Origin of the sequence: Luteibacter sp. CQ10 (assembly GCF_040900725.1) — a bacterium.
In the GTDB taxonomy this organism is placed as follows: domain Bacteria; phylum Pseudomonadota; class Gammaproteobacteria; order Xanthomonadales; family Rhodanobacteraceae; genus Luteibacter.
On the sequence record NZ_JAEUYM010000006.1, the window covers coordinates 1 to 19,219 of the forward strand.

General features: G+C 67.0%; 17 protein-coding genes. 14 read left to right on the forward strand and 3 right to left on the reverse strand.

Going from position 1 to position 19,219, the window contains the following annotated elements:
• Positions 1-299: 299 nt before the first annotated feature.
• Positions 300-1,067, forward strand: coding sequence for a DeoR family transcriptional regulator (locus JNG39_RS18905; RefSeq protein ID WP_247373030.1), 768 nt, complete (start codon positions 300-302; stop codon positions 1,065-1,067).
• Here the strand turns inward: JNG39_RS18905 and JNG39_RS18910 are convergent.
• Positions 1,064-1,903, reverse strand: a complete 840-nt coding sequence (locus JNG39_RS18910; RefSeq protein WP_368313528.1) for an MBL fold metallo-hydrolase — start codon at positions 1,901-1,903, stop codon at positions 1,064-1,066. The genes JNG39_RS18905 and JNG39_RS18910 overlap by 4 nt on opposite strands.
• A 158-nt stretch (positions 1,904-2,061) precedes the next feature.
• Positions 2,062-2,934, reverse strand: coding sequence for a LysR family transcriptional regulator (locus tag JNG39_RS18915; RefSeq protein ID WP_368313529.1), 873 nt, complete (start codon positions 2,932-2,934; stop codon positions 2,062-2,064).
• 287 nt (positions 2,935-3,221) lie between these two features.
• Between JNG39_RS18915 and glpD the strand changes: the two genes are divergently transcribed.
• Genes glpD through glpK form a run of 3 tightly spaced genes read left to right on the forward strand, consistent with a single transcriptional unit; the run spans position 3,222 to position 7,084 of the window.
• Positions 3,222-4,721 carry a glycerol-3-phosphate dehydrogenase gene (glpD, locus tag JNG39_RS18920; protein WP_368313530.1) on the forward strand — a complete coding sequence of 500 codons (1,500 nt, stop codon included), beginning with the start codon at positions 3,222-3,224 and terminating at the stop codon, positions 4,719-4,721.
• A gap of 17 nt (positions 4,722-4,738) precedes the next feature.
• Positions 4,739-5,572: an MIP/aquaporin family protein gene (locus tag JNG39_RS18925; protein ID WP_368313740.1), complete on the forward strand. Its 834-nt coding sequence runs from the start codon at positions 4,739-4,741 to the stop codon at positions 5,570-5,572.
• A 9-nt stretch (positions 5,573-5,581) separates the two neighbouring features.
• Positions 5,582-7,084, forward strand: coding sequence for a glycerol kinase GlpK (glpK, locus tag JNG39_RS18930; RefSeq protein ID WP_368313531.1), 1,503 nt, complete (start codon positions 5,582-5,584; stop codon positions 7,082-7,084).
• 299 nt (positions 7,085-7,383) lie between these two features.
• On the opposite strand, the gene JNG39_RS18935 is transcribed toward glpK, so the two are convergent.
• Positions 7,384-8,319, reverse strand: coding sequence for a carbohydrate kinase family protein (locus JNG39_RS18935; RefSeq protein ID WP_247373035.1), 936 nt, complete (start codon positions 8,317-8,319; stop codon positions 7,384-7,386).
• A gap of 273 nt (positions 8,320-8,592) precedes the next feature.
• On the opposite strand from JNG39_RS18935, the gene JNG39_RS18940 reads away from it, so the two are divergent.
• From JNG39_RS18940 to lipB, 10 genes are all read left to right on the forward strand, one after another.
• Complete coding sequence (locus tag JNG39_RS18940; protein ID WP_144915232.1) at positions 8,593-9,639, forward strand: rod shape-determining protein; 1,047 nt, start codon at positions 8,593-8,595, stop codon at positions 9,637-9,639.
• Positions 9,640-9,680: 41 nt separating this feature from the next.
• The gene (gene mreC / locus JNG39_RS18945; RefSeq protein WP_368313532.1) at positions 9,681-10,679 is read left to right on the forward strand and encodes a rod shape-determining protein MreC; all 999 of its coding nucleotides are present in this window, start codon (positions 9,681-9,683) and stop codon (positions 10,677-10,679) included.
• On the forward strand, positions 10,676-11,167 hold the full coding sequence (mreD, locus tag JNG39_RS18950) for a rod shape-determining protein MreD (protein WP_247373037.1): 492 nt from the start codon (positions 10,676-10,678) through the stop codon (positions 11,165-11,167). The genes mreC and mreD overlap by 4 nt, the downstream gene beginning before the upstream one ends.
• A complete protein-coding gene (mrdA, locus tag JNG39_RS18955; protein WP_368313533.1) occupies positions 11,164-13,179 on the forward strand; it encodes a penicillin-binding protein 2 in 2,016 nt (671 codons plus the stop codon). Before mreD ends, mrdA begins: the two co-directional genes overlap by 4 nt.
• A 2-nt stretch (positions 13,180-13,181) precedes the next feature.
• Positions 13,182-14,297, forward strand: a complete 1,116-nt coding sequence (rodA, locus tag JNG39_RS18960) for a rod shape-determining protein RodA (protein ID WP_368313741.1) — start codon at positions 13,182-13,184, stop codon at positions 14,295-14,297.
• Positions 14,298-14,418: 121 nt separating this feature from the next.
• Positions 14,419-15,387 (forward strand): lytic murein transglycosylase B, encoded by a 969-nt coding sequence (gene mltB, locus JNG39_RS18965; RefSeq protein ID WP_368313742.1) that lies wholly within the window; start codon positions 14,419-14,421, stop codon positions 15,385-15,387.
• 197 nt (positions 15,388-15,584) lie between these two features.
• Positions 15,585-16,784, forward strand: a complete 1,200-nt coding sequence (locus JNG39_RS18970) for a septal ring lytic transglycosylase RlpA family protein (RefSeq protein WP_368313534.1) — start codon at positions 15,585-15,587, stop codon at positions 16,782-16,784.
• Positions 16,785-16,821: 37 nt separating this feature from the next.
• A complete protein-coding gene (locus JNG39_RS18975; protein ID WP_368313535.1) occupies positions 16,822-18,051 on the forward strand; it encodes a D-alanyl-D-alanine carboxypeptidase family protein in 1,230 nt (409 codons plus the stop codon).
• 10 nt (positions 18,052-18,061) lie between these two features.
• Complete coding sequence (locus JNG39_RS18980) at positions 18,062-18,352, forward strand: DUF493 family protein (RefSeq protein ID WP_368313536.1); 291 nt, start codon at positions 18,062-18,064, stop codon at positions 18,350-18,352.
• 197 nt (positions 18,353-18,549) lie between these two features.
• Positions 18,550-19,218 carry a lipoyl(octanoyl) transferase LipB gene (gene lipB, locus JNG39_RS18985; protein WP_247373045.1) on the forward strand — a complete coding sequence of 223 codons (669 nt, stop codon included), beginning with the start codon at positions 18,550-18,552 and terminating at the stop codon, positions 19,216-19,218.
• The last annotated feature ends 1 nt before the right edge of the window (position 19,219 follow it).

Genomic DNA, 19,219 nt, shown 5'->3' on the forward strand with positions numbered 1-19,219 from the left:
AGAAGTGAAACGCGCATGCGCCGATGGTAGTGTGGCTCAAGCCATGCAAGAGTAGGTCACCGCCAGGGGCTTTATCCTAAAAACCCGGTCTCGTCAGAGACCGGGTTTTTTCTTTACCCGCTCCTGTGCCCAGCGGGCACGACCCGCAACAGGTCACCGCCAGGGGCTTTATCCAAAAACCCGGTCTCGTCAGAGGCCGGGTTTTTTCTTTGCGTGCCGGATGACATGGGCGTTCGCCGCATGACACGTGGACGCTTACGCGTCATGATGGTTTTGCATCGCGTAGCACGGGAGGATCGATGGACCCACGACTCAATCGGAGGCAGGAGGAGCTGGTCGCCATCGTCCAGCGCGAAGGTTTCGTCGGCGTGGATGAGCTCGCCAGCCACTTCGACGTGGCGCCGCAGACGATTCGTCGTGACCTCAACCTGCTTGCCGACGGTGGACTGATCCGTCGTTACCACGGCGGCGTGAGCGCGCCCTCGAGCGTCGAAAACGTCGCCTACGCCGCACGGCAAAGCCTGCAGGCCGACGAAAAGGGACGCATCGCCAAGGCGATCGCGAGGGCGATTCCCGACGGATCTTCCCTCTTCATCAACCTCGGTACGACCAATGAGGTCGTCGGTCGCGCGCTGCTGGAACATCGCGATCTGCGCGTCATCACCAACAACCTCAATATCGCGATCCTGCTCAGCGACAATCCGACCTTTGAAGTGATCGTCGCCGGCGGCGTGGTGCGGGGGCGCGACCATGGTGTCACCGGCGAAGCCACGATCGAGCTGATTCGCCAGTTCAAGGTCGACTACGGGATCATCGGCATCTCGGGCATCGAGTTGGACGGCACCTTGCTCGACTTCGATTTCCACGAAGTGCGCGTGGCGCAAGCCATCATCGAGCACTCGCGCCAGGTGTTCCTCGGCGCCGATCACACCAAGATCGGCCGCAATGCCATGGTCCGCCTGGGCGACTTCTCCCGCGTGAACGCGTGGTTCACCGATCGCCAGCCGCCGGGCGAACTGATGCCGGTGCTCGAGGCATCCGGCACCGAGCTGCATATCGCCGGCTAATCGCTTAGTGGTATCCACGCGTAGCCGCGGGCACCGCGGGCCACGGACCCGATGCCTGGAAAGGGCGCATGCGCGGCGGCAACGAGGTCGCCTCGCGCGCAGGCTTTCGCGAGGAACGCCTCCCGCGCCGAATGCGCCTGCGCGGGGTGGCTGTCGTAGCGGACGGTGACCGACGGATCGGCCAGTTGCACCCCGGCCACATGGAAAAGGTCACCACAGAAGATGACGTCGCCGGTATCCATACGCAGGCGATAGCCCGTATGCCCAGGCGTGTGTCCGGCCAGCGCTTCGGCGCGCAGGTAGCCATGCCAGGTCGCGCGAGGCTCGAACGTGCGATAGCGACCGGCGTCCATGTAAGGCCTGAGGATCGTTCGCGCGTGCGCGAATGTCGCCACGACGCTGGCATCGACATCGTCCCGCGCGGACTCGCCCATCCAGAACCGGGCCTCGTCACCGGCGACGTGGACCGTCGCTCGCGGGAATACCGCCTCGCCGCGACGGGTAAGCCCGCCGATATGATCCGGATGAAGATGGGTGAGCAGGATCGTGTCGATGTCGTCGACGCCGTGGCCCGCGGCTTCCAGCCGTGCCTGCATCTGGCCGAGAGTGTCGTCCTGCAGGTCTCCCGCACCCACGTCGATCAGGGTACGGTGCTTGCCGTCGTCGATCAGGAACGCGTTGACATGGCTCGGCACGATGTCATCCAGGCGCGCCTGACCCAGCAGGACATCGAGCGGCCCTTGCCCTGCACGCAGTACGTCGTGGGTAGCGAGGGCGAATTGGCCGTCGCAAAGCGCCGTCACCGTGATCGATCCGAAACGGTATCGCCGGGTCATCCGCTCGTCGCCAGGCGTCGGCCGGTGTCGGTGCGTCGAGTCCGGGTTCAGGGGAAGAATAGGCAGATCGCTGCACATGAAGCGCCTCCAAAAAAAGGAGGCATCAGCCTGCCGATCGCCCGCTGCGCTGCACACTGACAGAAACGTTGGCCTGACGCTCAGGACCGAGGATCCCCTTCGGCGTCGCCCAGCATGCGCAGCGCGATGTCGGCCAGGGCGCGCACCCGGTCCATGTCGCGCATGTCTTCGTGGTTGCCCATCCACACGTGCCTCGACGGCGGCGGCTCGCCCAGGTCGATCCGAACCAGTCCCGACGTGGCATCGCCCACGGCCCGCGGCAGCACGGCAAGCCCGATCCCCCGTTGGCACAGGCGCGCCTGCAGGGCGCGATGATTGGATACGACCACGGTCCGTGCATGGGGCAGCATCTCCCGCAGCCATTCGACCTCGGGATACGCGTGCGCCGAGGTGTCCATCAAGACCAGTCGGGCGCCCCGTCCGTCCCCACGAACCGGCACGGGTTCGCCTTCTCGCGCATAGAGACCATAGGCGACGCGCAGCAGACGGCATTGCACGACGCCCGGCTCCTCGAACGGCACGACCCGGAACACGATGTCGGCCTCCCTGCGCGACAGGTCGTAGCGCCGTGCGCTCACCACCAGCTCCGGGAGGATGCCGGGGTGCTCGTGGATCAAGGCTTCGATGACCGGCGCAAGCACGTAGGTCGCGAACCAGTCCGCCGCCGAAATCCGCAGCGGGCCGTTGGGTTTGCCGGGCTCCCCGGCGAGCCGCCGATGGATGGCCAGGGCCGAGGCCTCCATGTCCTCGGCCAACCGCACCACGCGTGCCCCCGCCTCGGTCAACAGCACGCCGTCCTTATGCCGCTGGAACAAGGCCTGGTCCATGGCGCGCTCCAGGGCGGCGATGCGGCGGGCGACCGTGGGATGGCTCACCCCCAGCGCGCGGGCCGCTCCGCCCAGTGAACCCTCGCGAGCCACGGCGAGAAAGATGCGCACGTCGCTCCATTCCACGTCCCGTCTCCACGAACGAAATCGCGACTGTGCGCGAGGCACCTCCGTCAGGCAAGCCGGTCACCCACCATGGGCGTGACAGCGGTCGCGCGCTTCGCTGCACCGCAGCGTGCGATGTTCGTTTGTGTTCGAATATGCTCATTCGAACGTGGTCAGTGCACTGTCATCCGTGTGAAATGTTCGTTTGTGCGCAAGATGCTGCGCAGGAAGCTTTCAAACGAACGTACCCGAGCGTAGGGTATCCATCCTCGGCGGCGTGTCTGCCCCCAGCCCAAGCGGAGTGCGCGATGGTCGAGCAGGTCGATATCCTGGTGGTCGGTGGCGGCGTGAATGGCGTGGGCATCGCCCGCGACGCCGTAGGGCGCGGCCTGAGCGTCTGGCTTTGCGAACGCGACGACCTGGCCTCCCATACGTCCAGCGCCAGCACCAAGCTCATCCATGGCGGCCTGCGCTATCTGGAACAGTTCGAATTCGCCCTCGTGGGCAAGGCACTCGCCGAGCGCGAGGTGCTTCTGCGCGCCGCGCCGCACATCATCTGGCCGCTGCGTTTCGTCCTGCCCCACCAGCCGCACCTGCGTCCGGCGTGGATGATCCGCATCGGCCTGTTCCTCTACGACCACCTCGGCCGCGGCCGCCGTACGCTGCCGGGCTCGCGGCGCGTGCGCTTCGGCAAGCACGTCACCGGTGAACCGCTGCGCGACGAGTTCCACCAGGGCTTCGTCTACTCCGATGCCTGGGTGCAGGACGCACGCCTGGTGGTACTCAACGCGATGGACGCCGCGCGTCGTGGCGCCCGCATCGAAACCCACACCCGCTGCGTCAGCGCGCGACGCGATGGCGACGGCTGGACGGCCGAGCTGGAATCGCGCGACGGCACGAAGCATTTCGTGAAGGCCCGGGCGCTGGTCAATGCCGCCGGACCCTGGGCCGCGTCGTTCCTCGACGACGTGGCTCACGTGAAGCACGATCACTCGCTGCGCCTCATCAAGGGCAGCCACATCGTGGTGCCCAAACTGTTCGAACACCGCTACGCCTACATCTTCCAGCAGCCCGATCGGCGCATCGTCTTCGCCATTCCCTATGAGCGCGACTTCACGCTGATCGGCACGACCGACATCGAATACAAGGATGATCCTTCGCGCCCGGTGATCTCCACCGAGGAAATCGCCTACCTGTGCGACGCGGCCAACCGCTATTTCAAGAAGCAGCTCGTGCCTGCCGATGTCGTGTGGAGCTACAGCGGCGTGCGTCCCCTGTTGCAGGACGACTCGGGCAATGCGTCCGAAGTCACCCGCGACTACCTGCTCGACATCGACACCCACGGCGCGCCGCTGCTCAACGTCTTCGGCGGCAAGCTCACCACGTTCCGCAAGCTTTCCGAAGAAGCCATGGACCGTCTGGGCCCGCTGCTCGGCAACGCGCACCCGGCGTGGACGGCGGACGCCCCTCCGCTGCCCGGCGGCGGCGAACGCGACCTGGACGAACTCATCGGCGACCTGCGCTCCTCGCGCCCATGGCTCACCGAACGCCACGCGTGGCGGCTGGCCCACAGTTACGGCACGCGCGCGCGCGACCTGCTCGGCGAAGCCGCGGGACTGGACGCGCTGGGCGAACATTTCGGCGCCGACCTCTATCAGGCCGAAGTCGATTACCTCGTCCGCCACGAATGGGCGACCGAAGCCGAAGACATCCTCTGGCGACGCAGCAAGCTCGGTCTCCGGGTCGACCCGGACGGCGTGCGGCGCCTCACCGACTACCTGGCCAAGCGCTTCCGGCCGACACCGTGAAACCAATGGAGAAAGGGATCATGCGGCAAAAGATCGGCGAACTGATATCCGAAGCCCTGGCGATGTTCATCATCATCGCGTTCGGCGATTCGGTGGCGTGCATGTACGTGCTGTACGACCCCAGTCCCTACCAGAACGCCTATTGGGGTGTGTGCATCGCGTGGGGCCTGGCGGTGACCATCGCCATCTACGCCACGGGCTCCATCTCGGGAACGCACGCGAACCCGGCCGTCACCCTGGCCCTCGCGCTGTTCCGCGACTTCCCTTGGAAAAAGGTGATTCCGTACTGGATCGCGCAGGTGATCGGCGCCTTCCTCGGCGCGGCCATCGTCTACGCGTTGTTCGGTCCGGTCATCGACCACTTCAACGAAACCCACCAGCTCACCCGCGAGGCGGGTGGGGCGGCGGGCGTGTTCTTCACGCACCCGGGCCTGGCGATCTCGCCGATGCATGCGTTGTCCGACCAGGTGATCCTCACCGCGTTCCTGCTGTTCGGCATCTTCGCCATCACCGAGCAATACAACGAGATGGCACCGGGCGCGAATTCCGGCGCACTGATCATCGGCCTCCTCGTCGCCACCATCGGCGCGTGCATGGGCTACCTCGAAGCCTGGGCCATCAATCCCGCGCGCGACTTCGGTCCGCGCCTGTTCGCCTACTTCGCCGGGTGGGGCCCGTCGGCCCTTCCCGCGCCCGACAACTACTGGTGGATCCCCATCGTCGGTCCCTTCGTCGGCGGCGTGATCGGTGGCGGCGCCTACCAGCTCCTCGTGCACCCCTTCCTTCCCGCTCGCCAACGCGCGCTCGCCGAAGCGCGCAAGGCGAACGCCAACGCTCAAACCATCCAGTGAGGCCCGGACATGGACAAGAAATACATCCTGGCGATCGACCAGGGCACCACGAGTTCACGCACCATCCTGTTCGACCATGACGGCAACATCGCCGGCACCGCGCAGCGCGAGTTTCCGCAGATCTTCCCGCAGCCGGGCTGGGTCGAGCACAACCCGCGCGAGATCATGACCAGCGTGCTGTCGACGATGACCGAGGTCATCAGCAGCTCCGGCATCGACGCCTCGTGCATCGACGGCATCGGCATCACCAACCAGCGCGAGACCGCGGTGGTATGGGACAAGGCCAGTGGGCAGCCGATCTACAACGCCATCGTCTGGCAATCGCGACAGACCGCCGACATCTGCGACGACCTGAAGGAAAAGGGGTTCGATCCCATGGTCCGCGACAAGACGGGCCTTCTGATCGATGCGTACTTCGCGGGCACCAAGGTGCGCTGGATCCTCGATCACGTGGAAGGCGCGCAGGAGCGCGCGGAGAAGGGCGAGCTGCTGTTCGGCACCATCGACACATGGCTTATCTGGAACCTCACCGGCGGCAAGGTACACGTCACCGACTACACCAACGCCTCGCGCACGCTGATGTACGACATCTACAAGCGCGAGTGGGACGACGAGCTGCTGAAGATGCTCAACGTGCCGCGCGCCATGCTGCCCGAGGTGAAGTCGTCGAGCGAGGTGTACGGCCATACGCTGAAGAAGCATTTCTTCGGCCACGAGGTTCCCATCGCGGGCATCGCCGGCGACCAGCAGGCCGCGTTGTTCGGCCAAGCGTGTTTCGAGGAAGGCCTCGCCAAGAACACCTACGGCACCGGCTGCTTCATGCTGATGAACACCGGCGGGAAGGCGGTGCGTTCGAAGAATGGCCTGCTCACCACCATCGCCTGGGGCGTGGACGGCAAGGTGGAATACGCGCTCGAGGGCAGCATCTTCGTGGCCGGTTCGGTCATCCAGTGGCTGCGCGATGGTTTGCGCATGCTCGGCAAGGCCTCCGATTCGCAGGCCTATGCCGAACGCGCGAAAGACACCGACGGCGTGTACTTCGTGCCGGCCTTCGTCGGCCTGGGCGCGCCTTATTGGAAGAGCGACGTGCGCGGCGCGGTGTTCGGCCTGTCGCGCGGCACCACGAAGGAGCAGTTCATCCGTGCGGCGCTGGAATCCATGGCCTACCAGACGCGCGATGTCCTCGAGGCGATGCAGAGCGATTCGGGCCTGATGGTGAAAGAACTGCGCGCCGACGGCGGCGCCATCGCCAACGACTTCATGGCGCAGTTCCAGGCCGACATCCTCGACGTCACGCTGCTGCGGCCGAAGGTGCAGGAAACCACGGCACAGGGCGCGGCGTATCTCGCCGGTCTCGCGGTGGGTTTCTGGAAAAGCAAGGAAGACATCGCGAAGCGCTGGGCGGTGGATCGCGAGTTCAAGCCGGAGATGCCGAAGGAGCGCCGCGAGGATCTCTACGCGGGGTGGAAAGACGCCGTCAACGCGACGATGGCCTTCAAGCCGCGGCACTGACGATCGCCGATACGATCGGCTCCCACCCCTCCGGTAGGCAGGTGACCAAGGTTGCTGGAGCACGGGGCAACCGGATTTCGCCGATACGATCAGCTCCCACCCCTCCGGTAGGCAGGTGACCAAGGTTGCTGGAGCACGGGGGCAATCGGATTTCGCCGATACGATCGGCTCCCACCCTTCCGGTAGCGGCCTCACTACCGAAGGGGTGGGAGCCGATCGTATCGGCGAACCCGGCGAAGCGAACGCGACAAACAAAAAAGGGCGGCGCATCACTGCGCCGCCCTTTCACATCCCAGGCATCAGGGCAGTTCGTACCCGAACTGATCCTTGAACTCCGACGCGAACTGCTCGTACGTGAAGTACTGGTTCTGCGTACCCGGATGCTCCACCTTCAGCGCGCCCATCAGCGACGCCATCTTACCGACGGTGGGCCAGTCGTAGCCCTTCATGATGCCGAAGATGAGACCGGCACGATACGCATCGCCGCAACCGGTGGGATCGACCACCCGATGCTCGCGCGCCGGCGGGATCTCGATGGTGTCGCCGTCGGCATGGATCAACGAACCGCGCGGGCCGAGGGTGACGATGTACGCCTTCACTTTGGAGGCGATCTCGGCCGCGCTCCAGCCCGTGCGCTGCTGCAGCAGCTGCGACTCGTAGTCGTTGACGATCACGTAGGTCGCCTTCTCGATCATCGAGCGGAACTCGTCGCCGTTGAACAACGGCATCGCCTGGCCCGGGTCGAAGATGAAGGGCACGCCGCGCGCGGCGAACTCATCCACGTGCTGGAGCATGGCTTCGCGACCGTCGGGCGCCACGATGCCGAACTCGCATTCGGTGATCTCGCGCACGTGGTTGTCGTGCGCGTTGGACATGGCGCCCGGATGGAAGGCGGTGATCTGGTTGTTGTCCAGGTCGGTGGTGATGAAGCACTGCGGGGTGAACATGTCGTCGTACTGGCGCACGCCGTCCATGCGGATGCCGTGCTTTTCCATGTGCACGCGGTACGGGGCGAAGTCCTGGCCCACCGTCGCCACCGGCATCGGGTTGCCGCCCAGCAACTTGAGGTTGTACGCGATGTTGCCGGCGCAGCCGCCGAATTCGCGGCGCATCGCCGGCACCAGGAACGACACGTTCAGGATGTGCACCTGGTCCGGAATGATGTGGTTCTTGAACTGGTCCTGGAACACCATGATGGTGTCATAGGCGAGCGATCCGCAGATAACGGCAGTCATGCGATTGGGCGACCCTGGAAGAGGTGAGTGGCGCGGCCGGGACCGGCCGCCGCGATGCCGGACCGCCGGGGGTCCGCCAAACCTGCGGATCGTACCCAAAATCGCCTCCCGAGGCGACACCGGAAAGTCGTACGGATTTACGATCCCGGTACAGCATCCGCTCGCATCACCCGGAGTTACAAGGCTTTCTTAACTTCTGCGCCCTTGCGTGGAAAAGAACGCCAATCTAGACTCGCACGCTTACTTTTTCCCGCAATTGGCGCCCGCCGCATCATGTTTAAGAAGTTCCGCGGAATCTTTTCGAACGATATTTCCATCGATCTCGGCACGGCGAATACGCTCATCTACGTGCGGGGCCAGGGTATCGTCCTCAACGAGCCGTCGGTCGTCGCGATCCGCCAGGATCGCGGCCCGGGCGGCCCGCGTGCCGTCGCGGCCGTGGGTGGCGACGCCAAGCGCATGCTGGGCCGCACCCCGGGCAACATCGCCACGGTGCGCCCGATGAAGGACGGCGTGATCGCCGACTTCACCATGACCGAAGCCATGCTCCAGCACTTCATCAAGCAGGTGCACCGCTCGCGCATGCTGCGCCCGAGCCCGCGCGTGCTGGTCTGCGTGCCCTGCGGCTCCACCCAGGTGGAGCGCCGCGCCATCAAGGAGTCCGCCGAAGGCGCGGGCGCCCGCGACGTCTTCCTCATCGAGGAGCCCATGGCCGCCGCGATCGGCGCCGGCATCCCGGTGCACGAGGCTCGCGGTTCGATGGTCCTCGACATCGGCGGCGGCACCTCCGAAGTGGCGGTCATCTCGCTGAACGGCATCGTCTACTCGCAGTCGGTCCGCGTCGGCGGCGACCGCTTCGACGAGGCCATCATCAACTACGTGCGCCGCAACCACGGCACCCTGATCGGCGAATCCACCGCCGAGCGCATCAAGCTCGAGGTCGGCTGCGCCTTCCCGCAGAGCGAGGTCCGTGAGATGGAAATCTCCGGCCGCAACCTCGCCGAGGGCGTGCCGCGCATGTTCAGCATCAACTCCAACGAGGTGCTCGAAGCCCTGCACGAACCCCTCTCGGGCATCGTGGCGGCGGTCAAGGCGGCGCTGGAGCAGACCCCGCCGGAGCTCTGCTCCGACGTGGCCGAGCGTGGCATCGTGCTCACCGGCGGCGGCGCCCTGCTGCGCGACCTGGACCGCCTCATTTCCGAGGAAACCGGCCTGCACGTGCAGGTGGCCGACGACCCGCTCACCTGCGTGGCCCGCGGCGGCGGCAAGGCGCTGGAGATGATCGACCAGCACGGCAGCGACTTCTTCGCCTTCGAATGATGGTCACGCGCGCCGCGCATTTGGCCGGAGCGCGCTGATCCATGGCCCTGAATCGCGACGACAAGTCGCCGTTGTTCTCGCCCGGCGTGGCGGGCACCCTCCGGTTGATCGTGTACCTGGCGCTCGCCTGCGTGCTCATGGTGCTCGACCACCGCGGGGGCTGGTTGGGCAACGTGCGCTACGCGCTCTCGCTGGCCGTGGAGCCCGTCTACCGCATCGCCGGACTGCCGTCGCAGGGTTTCCATGCGGCGACGGTGGCCTTCGCCGACCGCCAGGCCCTCACCGAGGCCAACCAGCGCCTGCGTGAAGACCTCCTGCTGGCCAACGCCAAGCTCAACCGCATGGCGTCGGTGGCCGAGCAGAACCAGCGCCTGAAAGAGCTGCTCGACACCCAGCACAGCCTCTCGCTCAACGTGCAGCTCGCCCGCCTGATCGGCGTCGACCTGGGCACCTTTCGCCACCGCATCGTGCTCAACGTGGGCGCGCGCGACAACGTGCACGTGGGCCAGGTGGTGATCGACGCGCGCGGCGTGATGGGCCAGATCGTCGAGGTGATGCCCACCACCTCCACCGCCATGCTCATCACCGACCCCAACCACGCCATTCCCGTCACCGTCGAGCGCACCGGCTTGCGCACCGTGGCCTACGGCTCGCGCGCCGGCGACATGCTCACGCTGCCGAACATCCCTGTGTCGGCCGACGTACAGGTGGGCGACAAGCTGGTGACCTCCGGCCTCGGCGGCCGCTTTCCCACCGGCTTTCCGGTAGGCGAGATCCGCGACGTGGCGCAGACCCCGTCGGGCACTTTCCTTTCGGCGCAGGCCAGGCCCGCGGCCGACCTCGACCGCAGCGAGGACGTCCTCCTGCTGCACGACCTGGCCGAACCGGCCGGGCCGCCGCCGCTCGCGCCGGCGGTGGGACCACCGGCCGACCTCGCCCCCGATCCCAGTGCCCCGGTGACGCCCACCCTGCCTTCGGTGACCTCGCCGACGGTCACGCCGGTGCCTGCCCATGCGGCGTCGAGCGGAGCGAAGCCATGAACAAGGTTCGCGTACGCCAGTTGTGGTTCGCCGCCACGCTGTTCTTCTCGCTGCTGCTCATGCTCATCCCCATGCCGGGGCCGCTCGCGCCGTTCAAGCCATACTGGCCCGCCCTGGTGATGCTCTACTGGTGCCTGCAGTCGGGCGACCGGGTCACGCTGGGCATGGCCTTCTGCCTGGGCCTGGCCGCCGACGTCTTCGACGGCGCGCTGCTGGGCGAGCAGGCCTTGCGCCTCACCGCGATGGTGTTCATCGCCTTGCGCTTCCGCTCGCGCCTGCGTTTCTTCCCGATGTGGCAGCAGTCGCTGGCCGTGCTGGGTCTGCTGGTGAACGACCGCATCCTGCTGCTGCTCGTACGCGTCCTCGGGGGCGACCCGCTGCCCCCGGCGGAGTTCTGGATCTCGCCCTTGGTCGGCGCGGCCCTGTGGCCGTTCCTGTTCCTCATCCTCGACGACCTGCGCGCGCGCCTGCGCATCCACGAGGCATGAGCCTCCGTCGCGCCTCCATCAAGGAACTCCGCGGCGAAGTGGCGCTGTTCCGCCGTCGCGCGCTGGCGGGCTTCGCGCTGATCCTGCTCGGGCTGGCCGGCGTGGTCACGCGCTACGTGTACCTGCAGGTGATGCATCACGACGAATTCGTGGCGCGCTCGGAGCAGAACCGCGTGAAGCCCCGCGCCATCCCGCCCGCGCGCGGCCTCATCTACGACCGCAACGGCGTGCTGCTGGCCGACAACGTGCCCGCCTTCCGCCTGGAAGTCACGCCCGAGCAGGTCGGCGACATGGACAAGATGCTGTCCGACCTCGGCGCGGTGGTGCCGCTGAGCGACGAGGACATCGCCACCTTCAAGAAGCAGGTCAAGCAGAGTCGCCGTTTCGACGGCGTGCCGCTGAAACTCAAGCTCACCGAGGACGAGATCGGTCGCTTCGCGGTGAATCGCTGGCGCTTTCCCGGCGTGGACGTGGTGCCGTACCTGACTCGCCGTTACATGATGGGCCCGCTGTTCGCGCACGTGATCGGCTACGTGAGCCGCATCGACGCCGACGACCTCGAGCGCATGGACGACGACGAGGAAGCCAGCTACAAGGGCACCACCCACATCGGGCGCATCGGTATCGAGCGCGCCTACGAGAAGCTGCTGCACGGCGAACCCGGCTACGAGCTGGTGGAAGTCAACGCCGACGGCCGCACCCAGGCCGTGCTCGACACCACGCCGCCCACGCCCGGCAAGAACATCTACCTCACCATCGACGTGCGCTTGCAGAAGGCGGCCGAGGAAGCCATGAACGGCCGCGCGGGCGCCGCCATCGCCATCGATCCGCGCAATGGCCAGGTGCTGGCCTTCGTCAGCGACCCCACCTATGACCCCAACCTGTTCGTCAACGGCATCAGCCACGCCGACTACACCGAACTGACCACCTCGCCCGACAAGCCGCTCTACAACCGCGCGTTGCGCGGCGTGTATCCGCCGGGTTCCACGGTAAAGCCCTTCCTCGCGCTGGGCGGACTCACCATGGGCATCCGGAAGCCGACCGATACGGTGCTGTCCACGGGTGAGTTCTGCATCCCGGGCCAGAGCCGCTGCTATCGCGACGACAAGCGCGGTGGCGACGGCACGGTGAACATGATGGGCGCCATCGAGCATTCCACCAATACGTATTTCTACCGGCTCGCGCTCGACATGGGCATCGACCGGCTGTCCGAATGGATGGGCAAGCTCGGCTTCGGCAAGAAGACCGGCATCGACCTGGTGGGCGAAGTCGAAGGCATCCTGCCGTCGCGCGAGTGGAAGGCCACGCGCAGCAAATCGGGCTGGTTCCCCGGCGAAACCATCATCGCGGGCATCGGCCAGGGTTACTGGGCGGTCACGCCGATCCAGCTCGCGCATGCCCTGGCCACCTTCGCCGGCCACGGCGTGCCGTACGCGCCGCACCTGTTGCTCGACACCCAGGACGGCGTCGACAGCCCACGCGTGCCCCAGTCCTTCCCGCCGACCGGCCCCTCGGTGATCCGCAAGCCGGCCGATTGGGACGCGGTGAACCAGGGCATGATCGCGGTGATCAACTCGGGCAAGGGCACGGGCAAGAAGCTGGGCATCGGCTTCCCCTACGTCATCGCGGGCAAGAGCGGCACGGCCGAGCGCTTCTCGCGCAAGACCGACGCCTACGACACCAACAAGAACAAGGCCTACCTCGCCAGCCGCCACCGCGCGTTGTTCATCGCCTACACGCCGGCGGACGATCCGAAGATCTCCGTGGCCGTGGTGCTCGAGGCGGGCGCGTGGGGCGCGGAGGATTCCGGCCCGATCGCGCGCAAGATCCTCGACCAGTGGGTGGTCGACGAGGGCGGCCCGCGGCCGGTCGATCCGGAGCCGGGCGCACCGGTGACCACCTCCGACGCCACGCCCGAGCCGGCACCGGCCGAGGCGTCGTCCGTGCAGGGGGCGCAGCCCGCGGGAGCCGAAAGCACCGAACCGCCGGACGACAACGGGGACGATCAATGAGCCTGCTCGAAGGAATGACCGTCCGCCTGAAGCGCTTCGGCGTGCGCATGCTCAGCCGGCCGCGCCTCGACCTGCCGCTGCTGCTGGCGCTGTTCGTGCTCGCCTGCGCCGGTCTGGCCACGCTCTACAGCGCAGGCGGCGGCAACTATTCGCTGGTGGGCGGGCAGGCCGCGCGCTTCGTGCTCGGCGCGGTGCTGCTGGTGATCATCTCGCGCATCCCGCCTCCGGTCCTCCGGTCATGGACACCGTGGCTCTACATGGGCAGCACGGCGTTGCTGGTGGTGGTGGCGGCGCTGGGGGAGGGCAGGGGCGCCTACCGCTGGCTCGACCTGGGCGTGATGCGCTTCCAGCCGTCGGAGCTGCTCAAGCTGACCATGCCGATGATGGTGGCCTGGTACCTGCACCCGCGGCAGTTGCCGCCGGGCTGGAAGGACATCATCGTGGTCGGCCTGCTGATCGCCGTGCCCGCGGGCCTCATCGCCGAGCAGCCCGACCTCGGCACCGCGCTGCTGGTGGCGGGCGCCGGTGCGTTCGCGCTGTTCCTCTCGGGCATGGCCTGGTGGCGCATCGGCCTGCTGGTGGGCGGCGCGGCCGCCGCCGTGCCGGTGGCCTGGCAGTTCCTCCACGAATACCAGCGCAACCGCGTGCGCACGCTGCTCGATCCGGAATCCGATCCGCTGGGCAACGGCTGGCACATCATCCAGTCGAAGATCGCGGTGGGCTCGGGCGGCATGTTCGGCAAGGGCTGGCAGCACGGCACGCAGTCGCGGCTGGATTTCCTCCCCGAGCACACCACCGACTTCATCTTCGCGGTGTTCTCCGAGGAATTCGGCCTGGTGGGCGTCATCGCCATCATGCTGCTCTACGCCTTCATCATCGGCCGCTGCCTGTGGATCGCGATGAACGCGCGCGACACCTATTCGCGCCTGCTCGCCGGCGCCATCGGCATGAGTTTCTTCGTCTACGTGGCGGTCAACGGCGGCATGGTCGCGGGCGTGCTGCCCGTGGTGGGCGTGCCGATGCCGCTGGTGAGCTACGGCGGCACCTCGGCGGTGTCGCTGCTCACCGGTTTCGGCGTGCTGATGTCGATCCACGCCAACCGCAAGCTCCATGACTGAACGGCGGCCGAAGCGCGCCCCGGAACGGCCACGGCTGCGTGTTACGCTTCGGTGCATGGATGAAGTTCTCGCCGCGCGCCGCGCCCGACCCGTACGTTTCCTCCCGCGCTTCGCGAGCGCGATGCTCGCCTTCCCCCTCCTGCTGGCCTCCGTCGCCGCCACGGCCGAAACCCATCCGGGGCAGGCCGAACTCGTGCGCGAAGTGGCGCGGGACACCGGCAAGAGCGTGAAGTCGCTCAACGCGATCCTCGACGGCGCGAAGAAGCAGCAGTCGATCATCGACGCGATGAACCGGCCCGCCGAAGGAAAGCCCTGGAAGGACTACCGTCCGATCTTCCTCACCGAGCAGCGCATCGAAGCCGGTGCCGAGTTCTACCGCACGCACCGCAAGCTGCTCGACACCATCGGCCGCCGCTACGGCGTGCCGCCGGAATACATCGTGGCCATCGTCGGCGTGGAAACCTTCTACGGCCGCAACACCGGCAAGTACAAGGTGCTCGACGCGCTGACGACGCTCGCCTTCTACTACCCCAAGCGCGCGCCGTTCTTCCGCGGCGAGCTGAAAACCTTGCTCGAGCTGCCGTCCAACCACCTCGCCGGCCCGCTCGACACGTTGACCGGTTCCTATGCGGGCGCGCAGGGCTGGGGCCAGTTCATGCCCTCGTCCATCCGCCAGTGGGGCGTCGATTACGACGGCGACGGCCGCATCGACATGAAGGGCAACCTGGGCGACATCTTCGCCAGCGTGGCGAACTACTTCGCCGAGCACGGCTGGGAAACCGGCGGCCCCGTCGTCGCCCGCGCCCAGCCCGACCGCCGCGCGAAGGCGCCGGCCGTGCCGAAGGACTGGCGTCCCACGGGCACCGTCGAAGGTTTCGTCGCCGAGGGCTTCGCGCCGGTGCAGCACCTCAACCCGGGCCGCGCCTCGCAGCTGGTCCGTCTGGACGGTCCCACCGGTGACGAATACTGGTTCACGTTCCAGAACTTCTACGTGATCACCACCTACAACCGCAGCCCCATGTACGCCCTCGCGGTCCACCAGCTGGCGCAGGAGATCCGTGCCCGCGTCATAGGACCTAACGGGCGATGAAGCGGCGGGTCGGGGGGCTGGCTGCCGAAAGCGTGGAGGCGATACTTCATGCTTTCCCTGCGCTGGCAGGCGTCGCTCCGCTCGCTCCCCCTCACGCCGTTCCTGCGCACGCAGGAACCCAGCGCGAAGCGTCCGAAGGTGCCGCTGCGCCGCTACGCCACACTCTGGGCTCCTGCGTTGGCAGGAGCGACGGAGTGGTGAAGTGGCTGGTCATCCTGCTGGTCATGGCCCTGCTATCGGCCTGCGGCGGCAGCCACAACACCCGCCCAGGCACCCACCGCACTGGCGGCGGCGCCTCCCGCGGCTACGACGACATCAGCAAGTCCCAGTCGTCGCGCTACCGCTCCAGCCGCGACAGCGTCCCCACCGACATCCCCGACGTCAGCAAACTCCCCGAGCCGGTGCCGAAGAACGAACCGCGCTCGCTCTACGGCAACAAATCCCCGTACAGCGTGCTCGGCCAGACCTACACCGTCATGGACAACCCTCGCGGCTACGTCGAACGCGGCATCGCCTCGTTCTATGGCAACAAGTTCCACGGCTACAAGACCTCGAACCTCGAGGAATACGACATGTACCAGTTCAGCGCGGCGCACAAGACGCTGCCGCTGCCGAGTTACGCACGCGTCACCAACCTCGAGAACGGCAAGAGCGTCATCGTGCGCATCAACGATCGCGGCCCGTTCCACGAAAACCGCCTGATCGACCTCTCCTTCGCCGCCGCCGTGAAGATCGGCGTGTGGCCCAAGGGCACGGGCCTCGTGGAAGTGCGCGCCATCGATCCACGCGACGCCTCGTCCTCCGCGCCGCCACCGGTGGTCACGACCCCGCGACCTTCGCCGGTGACCGCGCCGCCCCCGCCGCTCCGTTCGGCAGGCACGCCGCCACCTCCCGCCGCGCGCACCGCACCGACGCCCGCGGCGGTTGCCGCCGGGGCCTCGTTGGCCGCCATGCCGCGCCCGGCGCCCACGTCCACCACGGCCACCCCGGTCGCCACGGGCAATCCGGCCGATGCCGGTCCGGTGCCCGGCATGACCGACGCCTCCGTCTCCGACGCCTTGCCTGCCTTGCCCGGCAAGCCCGCGCCGTCCACGAACCAGGTGCCATCCCCTGCCAAGCCGACCACCACGCCACCCGTCGCCACGGCCGCCGTGCCCGGCAAACCCAGCATCTACCTCCAGGTCGGCGCCTTCTCCGACCTGGCCAACGCCAACCGCGTGGCCGACCGATTGAACCGGGCAGGGTTGGGCCCGGTCAGTGTGATCGAGGCGACCATCGGCGGTCGCGGCGTCCGCAGGGTCCGCGTCGGCCCGCTGGCCGACGTGGACACCGCCGACCGCGTGACCGACCAGATCGCCGCCATGGGCCTGCCCCGACCCCAGGTCGCGGTAGACTGAACCCCTTTTTTGTTGCTTTGACTGGACCGCTGAAACGATGAAGCTCTTGCCCCGCTCCCTGTTCGCTTTCGCCGCCGCCGCGCTCGTCGCCGGCGTGACCGTGGCGCAGCAGACGCCCCCGCGTCCCTCCGTGCCCCGCCCGGTGGTGCCCGAGGCGCCGGTGCCGCCGCCGCCCGACGTGGAAGGCAAGAGCTGGGTGCTGATGGACTACAACACCGGGCAGATCATCGCGTCGAAAGAACCGGACATGCAGGTCGAACCGGCGTCGATCACCAAGATCATGACCGACTACGTCGTCTCGGCCGAGATCGCCAACGGCAAGATCCACATGACCGATCCGGTCACCATCAGCGAAAACGCCTGGCGCGGCGGCGGTGCCGGCACCGACGGTTCCACCAGCTTCCTCAAGCTCAACAGCCAGGTGCCGCTGAAAGACCTGCTCTACGGCCTCATCATCCAGTCGGGCAACGACGCCGCCATCGCGCTGGCCGAGCACACCGCGGGCTCCGAGCCCGCGTTCGCCAACCTGATGAACGCCTACGCCAAGCAGATCGGCATGACGCACTCGAACTTCGAGAACGCGTCGGGCTACCCCATCGCCAACCACTACACCACCGCGCGCGACATCGCGCTGCTTTCCCGCGCGCTCATCCACGACTTCCCCGAGGACTACGCCATCTCGGCGGTGAAGGAATTCGAGTGGAACGGCATCAAGCAGCACAACCGCAACCTGTTGCTGTGGCGCGACAACACCGTCGACGGCATCAAGACCGGCCACACCGCCGCCGCGGGCTACTGCCTGGCCGCCTCGGCCAAGCAGGGCGACGCGCGCATGATCGCCATCGTGATGGGCGCAGGTAGCGAAAAGGGCCGCGCCGACGCCGCGCTGTCGCTGCTCAACTACGGTTTCCGCTTCTACGAGGCGCACAAGCTCTACGAGGCCAACAAGCCGCTGGCCACGCCCAAGCTGTGGAAGGGCGCCGAGAACACGTTGCCGCTGGGCGTGTCCGAAGACGTCATGGTCTCGGTCAAGCGCGGCGACTACGACAAGCTCAAGGCCAATCTCGACATCCCGTCCACCCTGATCGCGCCGTTCAAGAAGGGCCAGCAGGTGGGCACGCTGCGCGTCACGCTCGACGGCCAGCCGGTGGTCACCGCGCCGCTGGTGGCGCTCAACGACGCGCCCGAGGGCGGTTTCTTCTCGCGTCTGTGGGACACGATCCTGCTGTGGTTCCACAGCGACGACGACAAGTCCGACAAGAAGTAAGGAGCGCACCATGCGTGAGATCGATTTCAGCCAGGCAAAGAAAGACGGCAAGGGGTTCCAGTTTCCGGGCGAGTTCGAGATCACCGCCATCGGCAACGCGAACGCCGGCCTCGACACGCACGTGCCGAAGCTGTTGCACCGTATCGGCCTGGAAGTGCTCCACGAGACGCTCTCGACCAAGCTGACCCCGGCCGGCAACTACCAGTCGGTGACGGTCACCTTCGTCGCACCCACCCGTGAGAAGTACGACGAGGCCCACGCCACGTTGCGCGCGGACGAGAACATTCGCTTCACGATGTGACCCCCGAGGGGCGCTTCGCGCCCCATTCGCCGATGCGATCGGCTCCCACCCCTTCGGCAGCAGGAATAAGGCAAGACGGCTACCGAAGGGGTGGGAGCCGATCGTATCGGCGAACGGCGGTACCGGGTGGATCATCTCTTGTATCGTGCCCCCCCAGCCCACAGCTTCCGCCTATCCCCTTCCCGACCCCTCCCCCCATGACCCTCCCCCTCAACGTCCGCCGGCTGGGGCGCGTCCCCTACGAATCCACCTGGAAGGCCATGAGCGCCTTCACCGACAACCGCACCGACGACACCGTCGACGAGCTGTGGCTGCTGGAGCACGACCCGGTGTTCACCCTGGGCCAGGCGGGGCTCGACGAACACGTGCTGTTCGCCGGGGATATCCCGGTGGTGCGCGTGGACCGGGGCGGCCAGGTGACCTACCACGGCCCCGGCCAGATCGTGGCCTACCCCATGATCGACCTGCGCCGCACCGGCGTGGGCGTGCGCGAACTGGTCTGCAAGATCGAACAGGCGATCATCGACACCCTCGGCGAGTGGAACATCGGTGCCGAGCGCCAGGAAGGCGCCCCCGGCGTCTACGTGGCCGGCGCCAAGGTGGCCGCCCTGGGCCTGCGCATCCGTCGCGGCTGCAGCTTCCACGGCCTGGCCTTCAACGTCGACATGGACCTGGAGCCATACCACCGCATCAATCCTTGCGGCTACAAGGGCTTGGAGATCACCCAGGTGCTAGACTTGGGCGGTCCGTCGCGATTGGCCGACGTGGAAGATGTCCTGGTGCAGGAATTCTGCAGGCAGTTCGGCTTCCATGCCGTCGATGCCGACCCCTCCATTCCCGAACTCCCCGCGCGCCTTGCGGTCTGAA

Bases quoted from the DNA above. Each gene is read 5' to 3' on its own strand.
- mrdA (WP_368313533.1), top strand. From the start codon at position 11,164: ATGAGCCTCCGTCGCGCCTCCATCAAGGAACTCCGCGGCGAAGTGGCG.
- JNG39_RS18975 (WP_368313535.1), top strand. From the start codon at position 16,822: ATGAAGCTCTTGCCCCGCTCCCTGTTCGCTTTCGCCGCCGCCGCGCTC.
- glpK (WP_368313531.1), top strand. From the start codon at position 5,582: ATGGACAAGAAATACATCCTGGCGATCGACCAGGGCACCACGAGTTCA.
- JNG39_RS18905 (WP_247373030.1), top strand. From the start codon at position 300: ATGGACCCACGACTCAATCGGAGGCAGGAGGAGCTGGTCGCCATCGTC.
- JNG39_RS18910 (WP_368313528.1), bottom strand. From the start codon at position 1,903: ATGACCCGGCGATACCGTTTCGGATCGATCACGGTGACGGCGCTTTGC.
- lipB (WP_247373045.1), top strand. From the start codon at position 18,550: ATGACCCTCCCCCTCAACGTCCGCCGGCTGGGGCGCGTCCCCTACGAA.
- mltB (WP_368313742.1), top strand. From the start codon at position 14,419: ATGCTCGCCTTCCCCCTCCTGCTGGCCTCCGTCGCCGCCACGGCCGAA.
- mreD (WP_247373037.1), top strand. From the start codon at position 10,676: ATGAACAAGGTTCGCGTACGCCAGTTGTGGTTCGCCGCCACGCTGTTC.
- glpD (WP_368313530.1), top strand. From the start codon at position 3,222: ATGGTCGAGCAGGTCGATATCCTGGTGGTCGGTGGCGGCGTGAATGGC.
- JNG39_RS18980 (WP_368313536.1), top strand. From the start codon at position 18,062: ATGCGTGAGATCGATTTCAGCCAGGCAAAGAAAGACGGCAAGGGGTTC.
- JNG39_RS18935 (WP_247373035.1), bottom strand. From the start codon at position 8,319: ATGACTGCCGTTATCTGCGGATCGCTCGCCTATGACACCATCATGGTG.
- JNG39_RS18940 (WP_144915232.1), top strand. From the start codon at position 8,593: ATGTTTAAGAAGTTCCGCGGAATCTTTTCGAACGATATTTCCATCGAT.
- mreC (WP_368313532.1), top strand. From the start codon at position 9,681: ATGGCCCTGAATCGCGACGACAAGTCGCCGTTGTTCTCGCCCGGCGTG.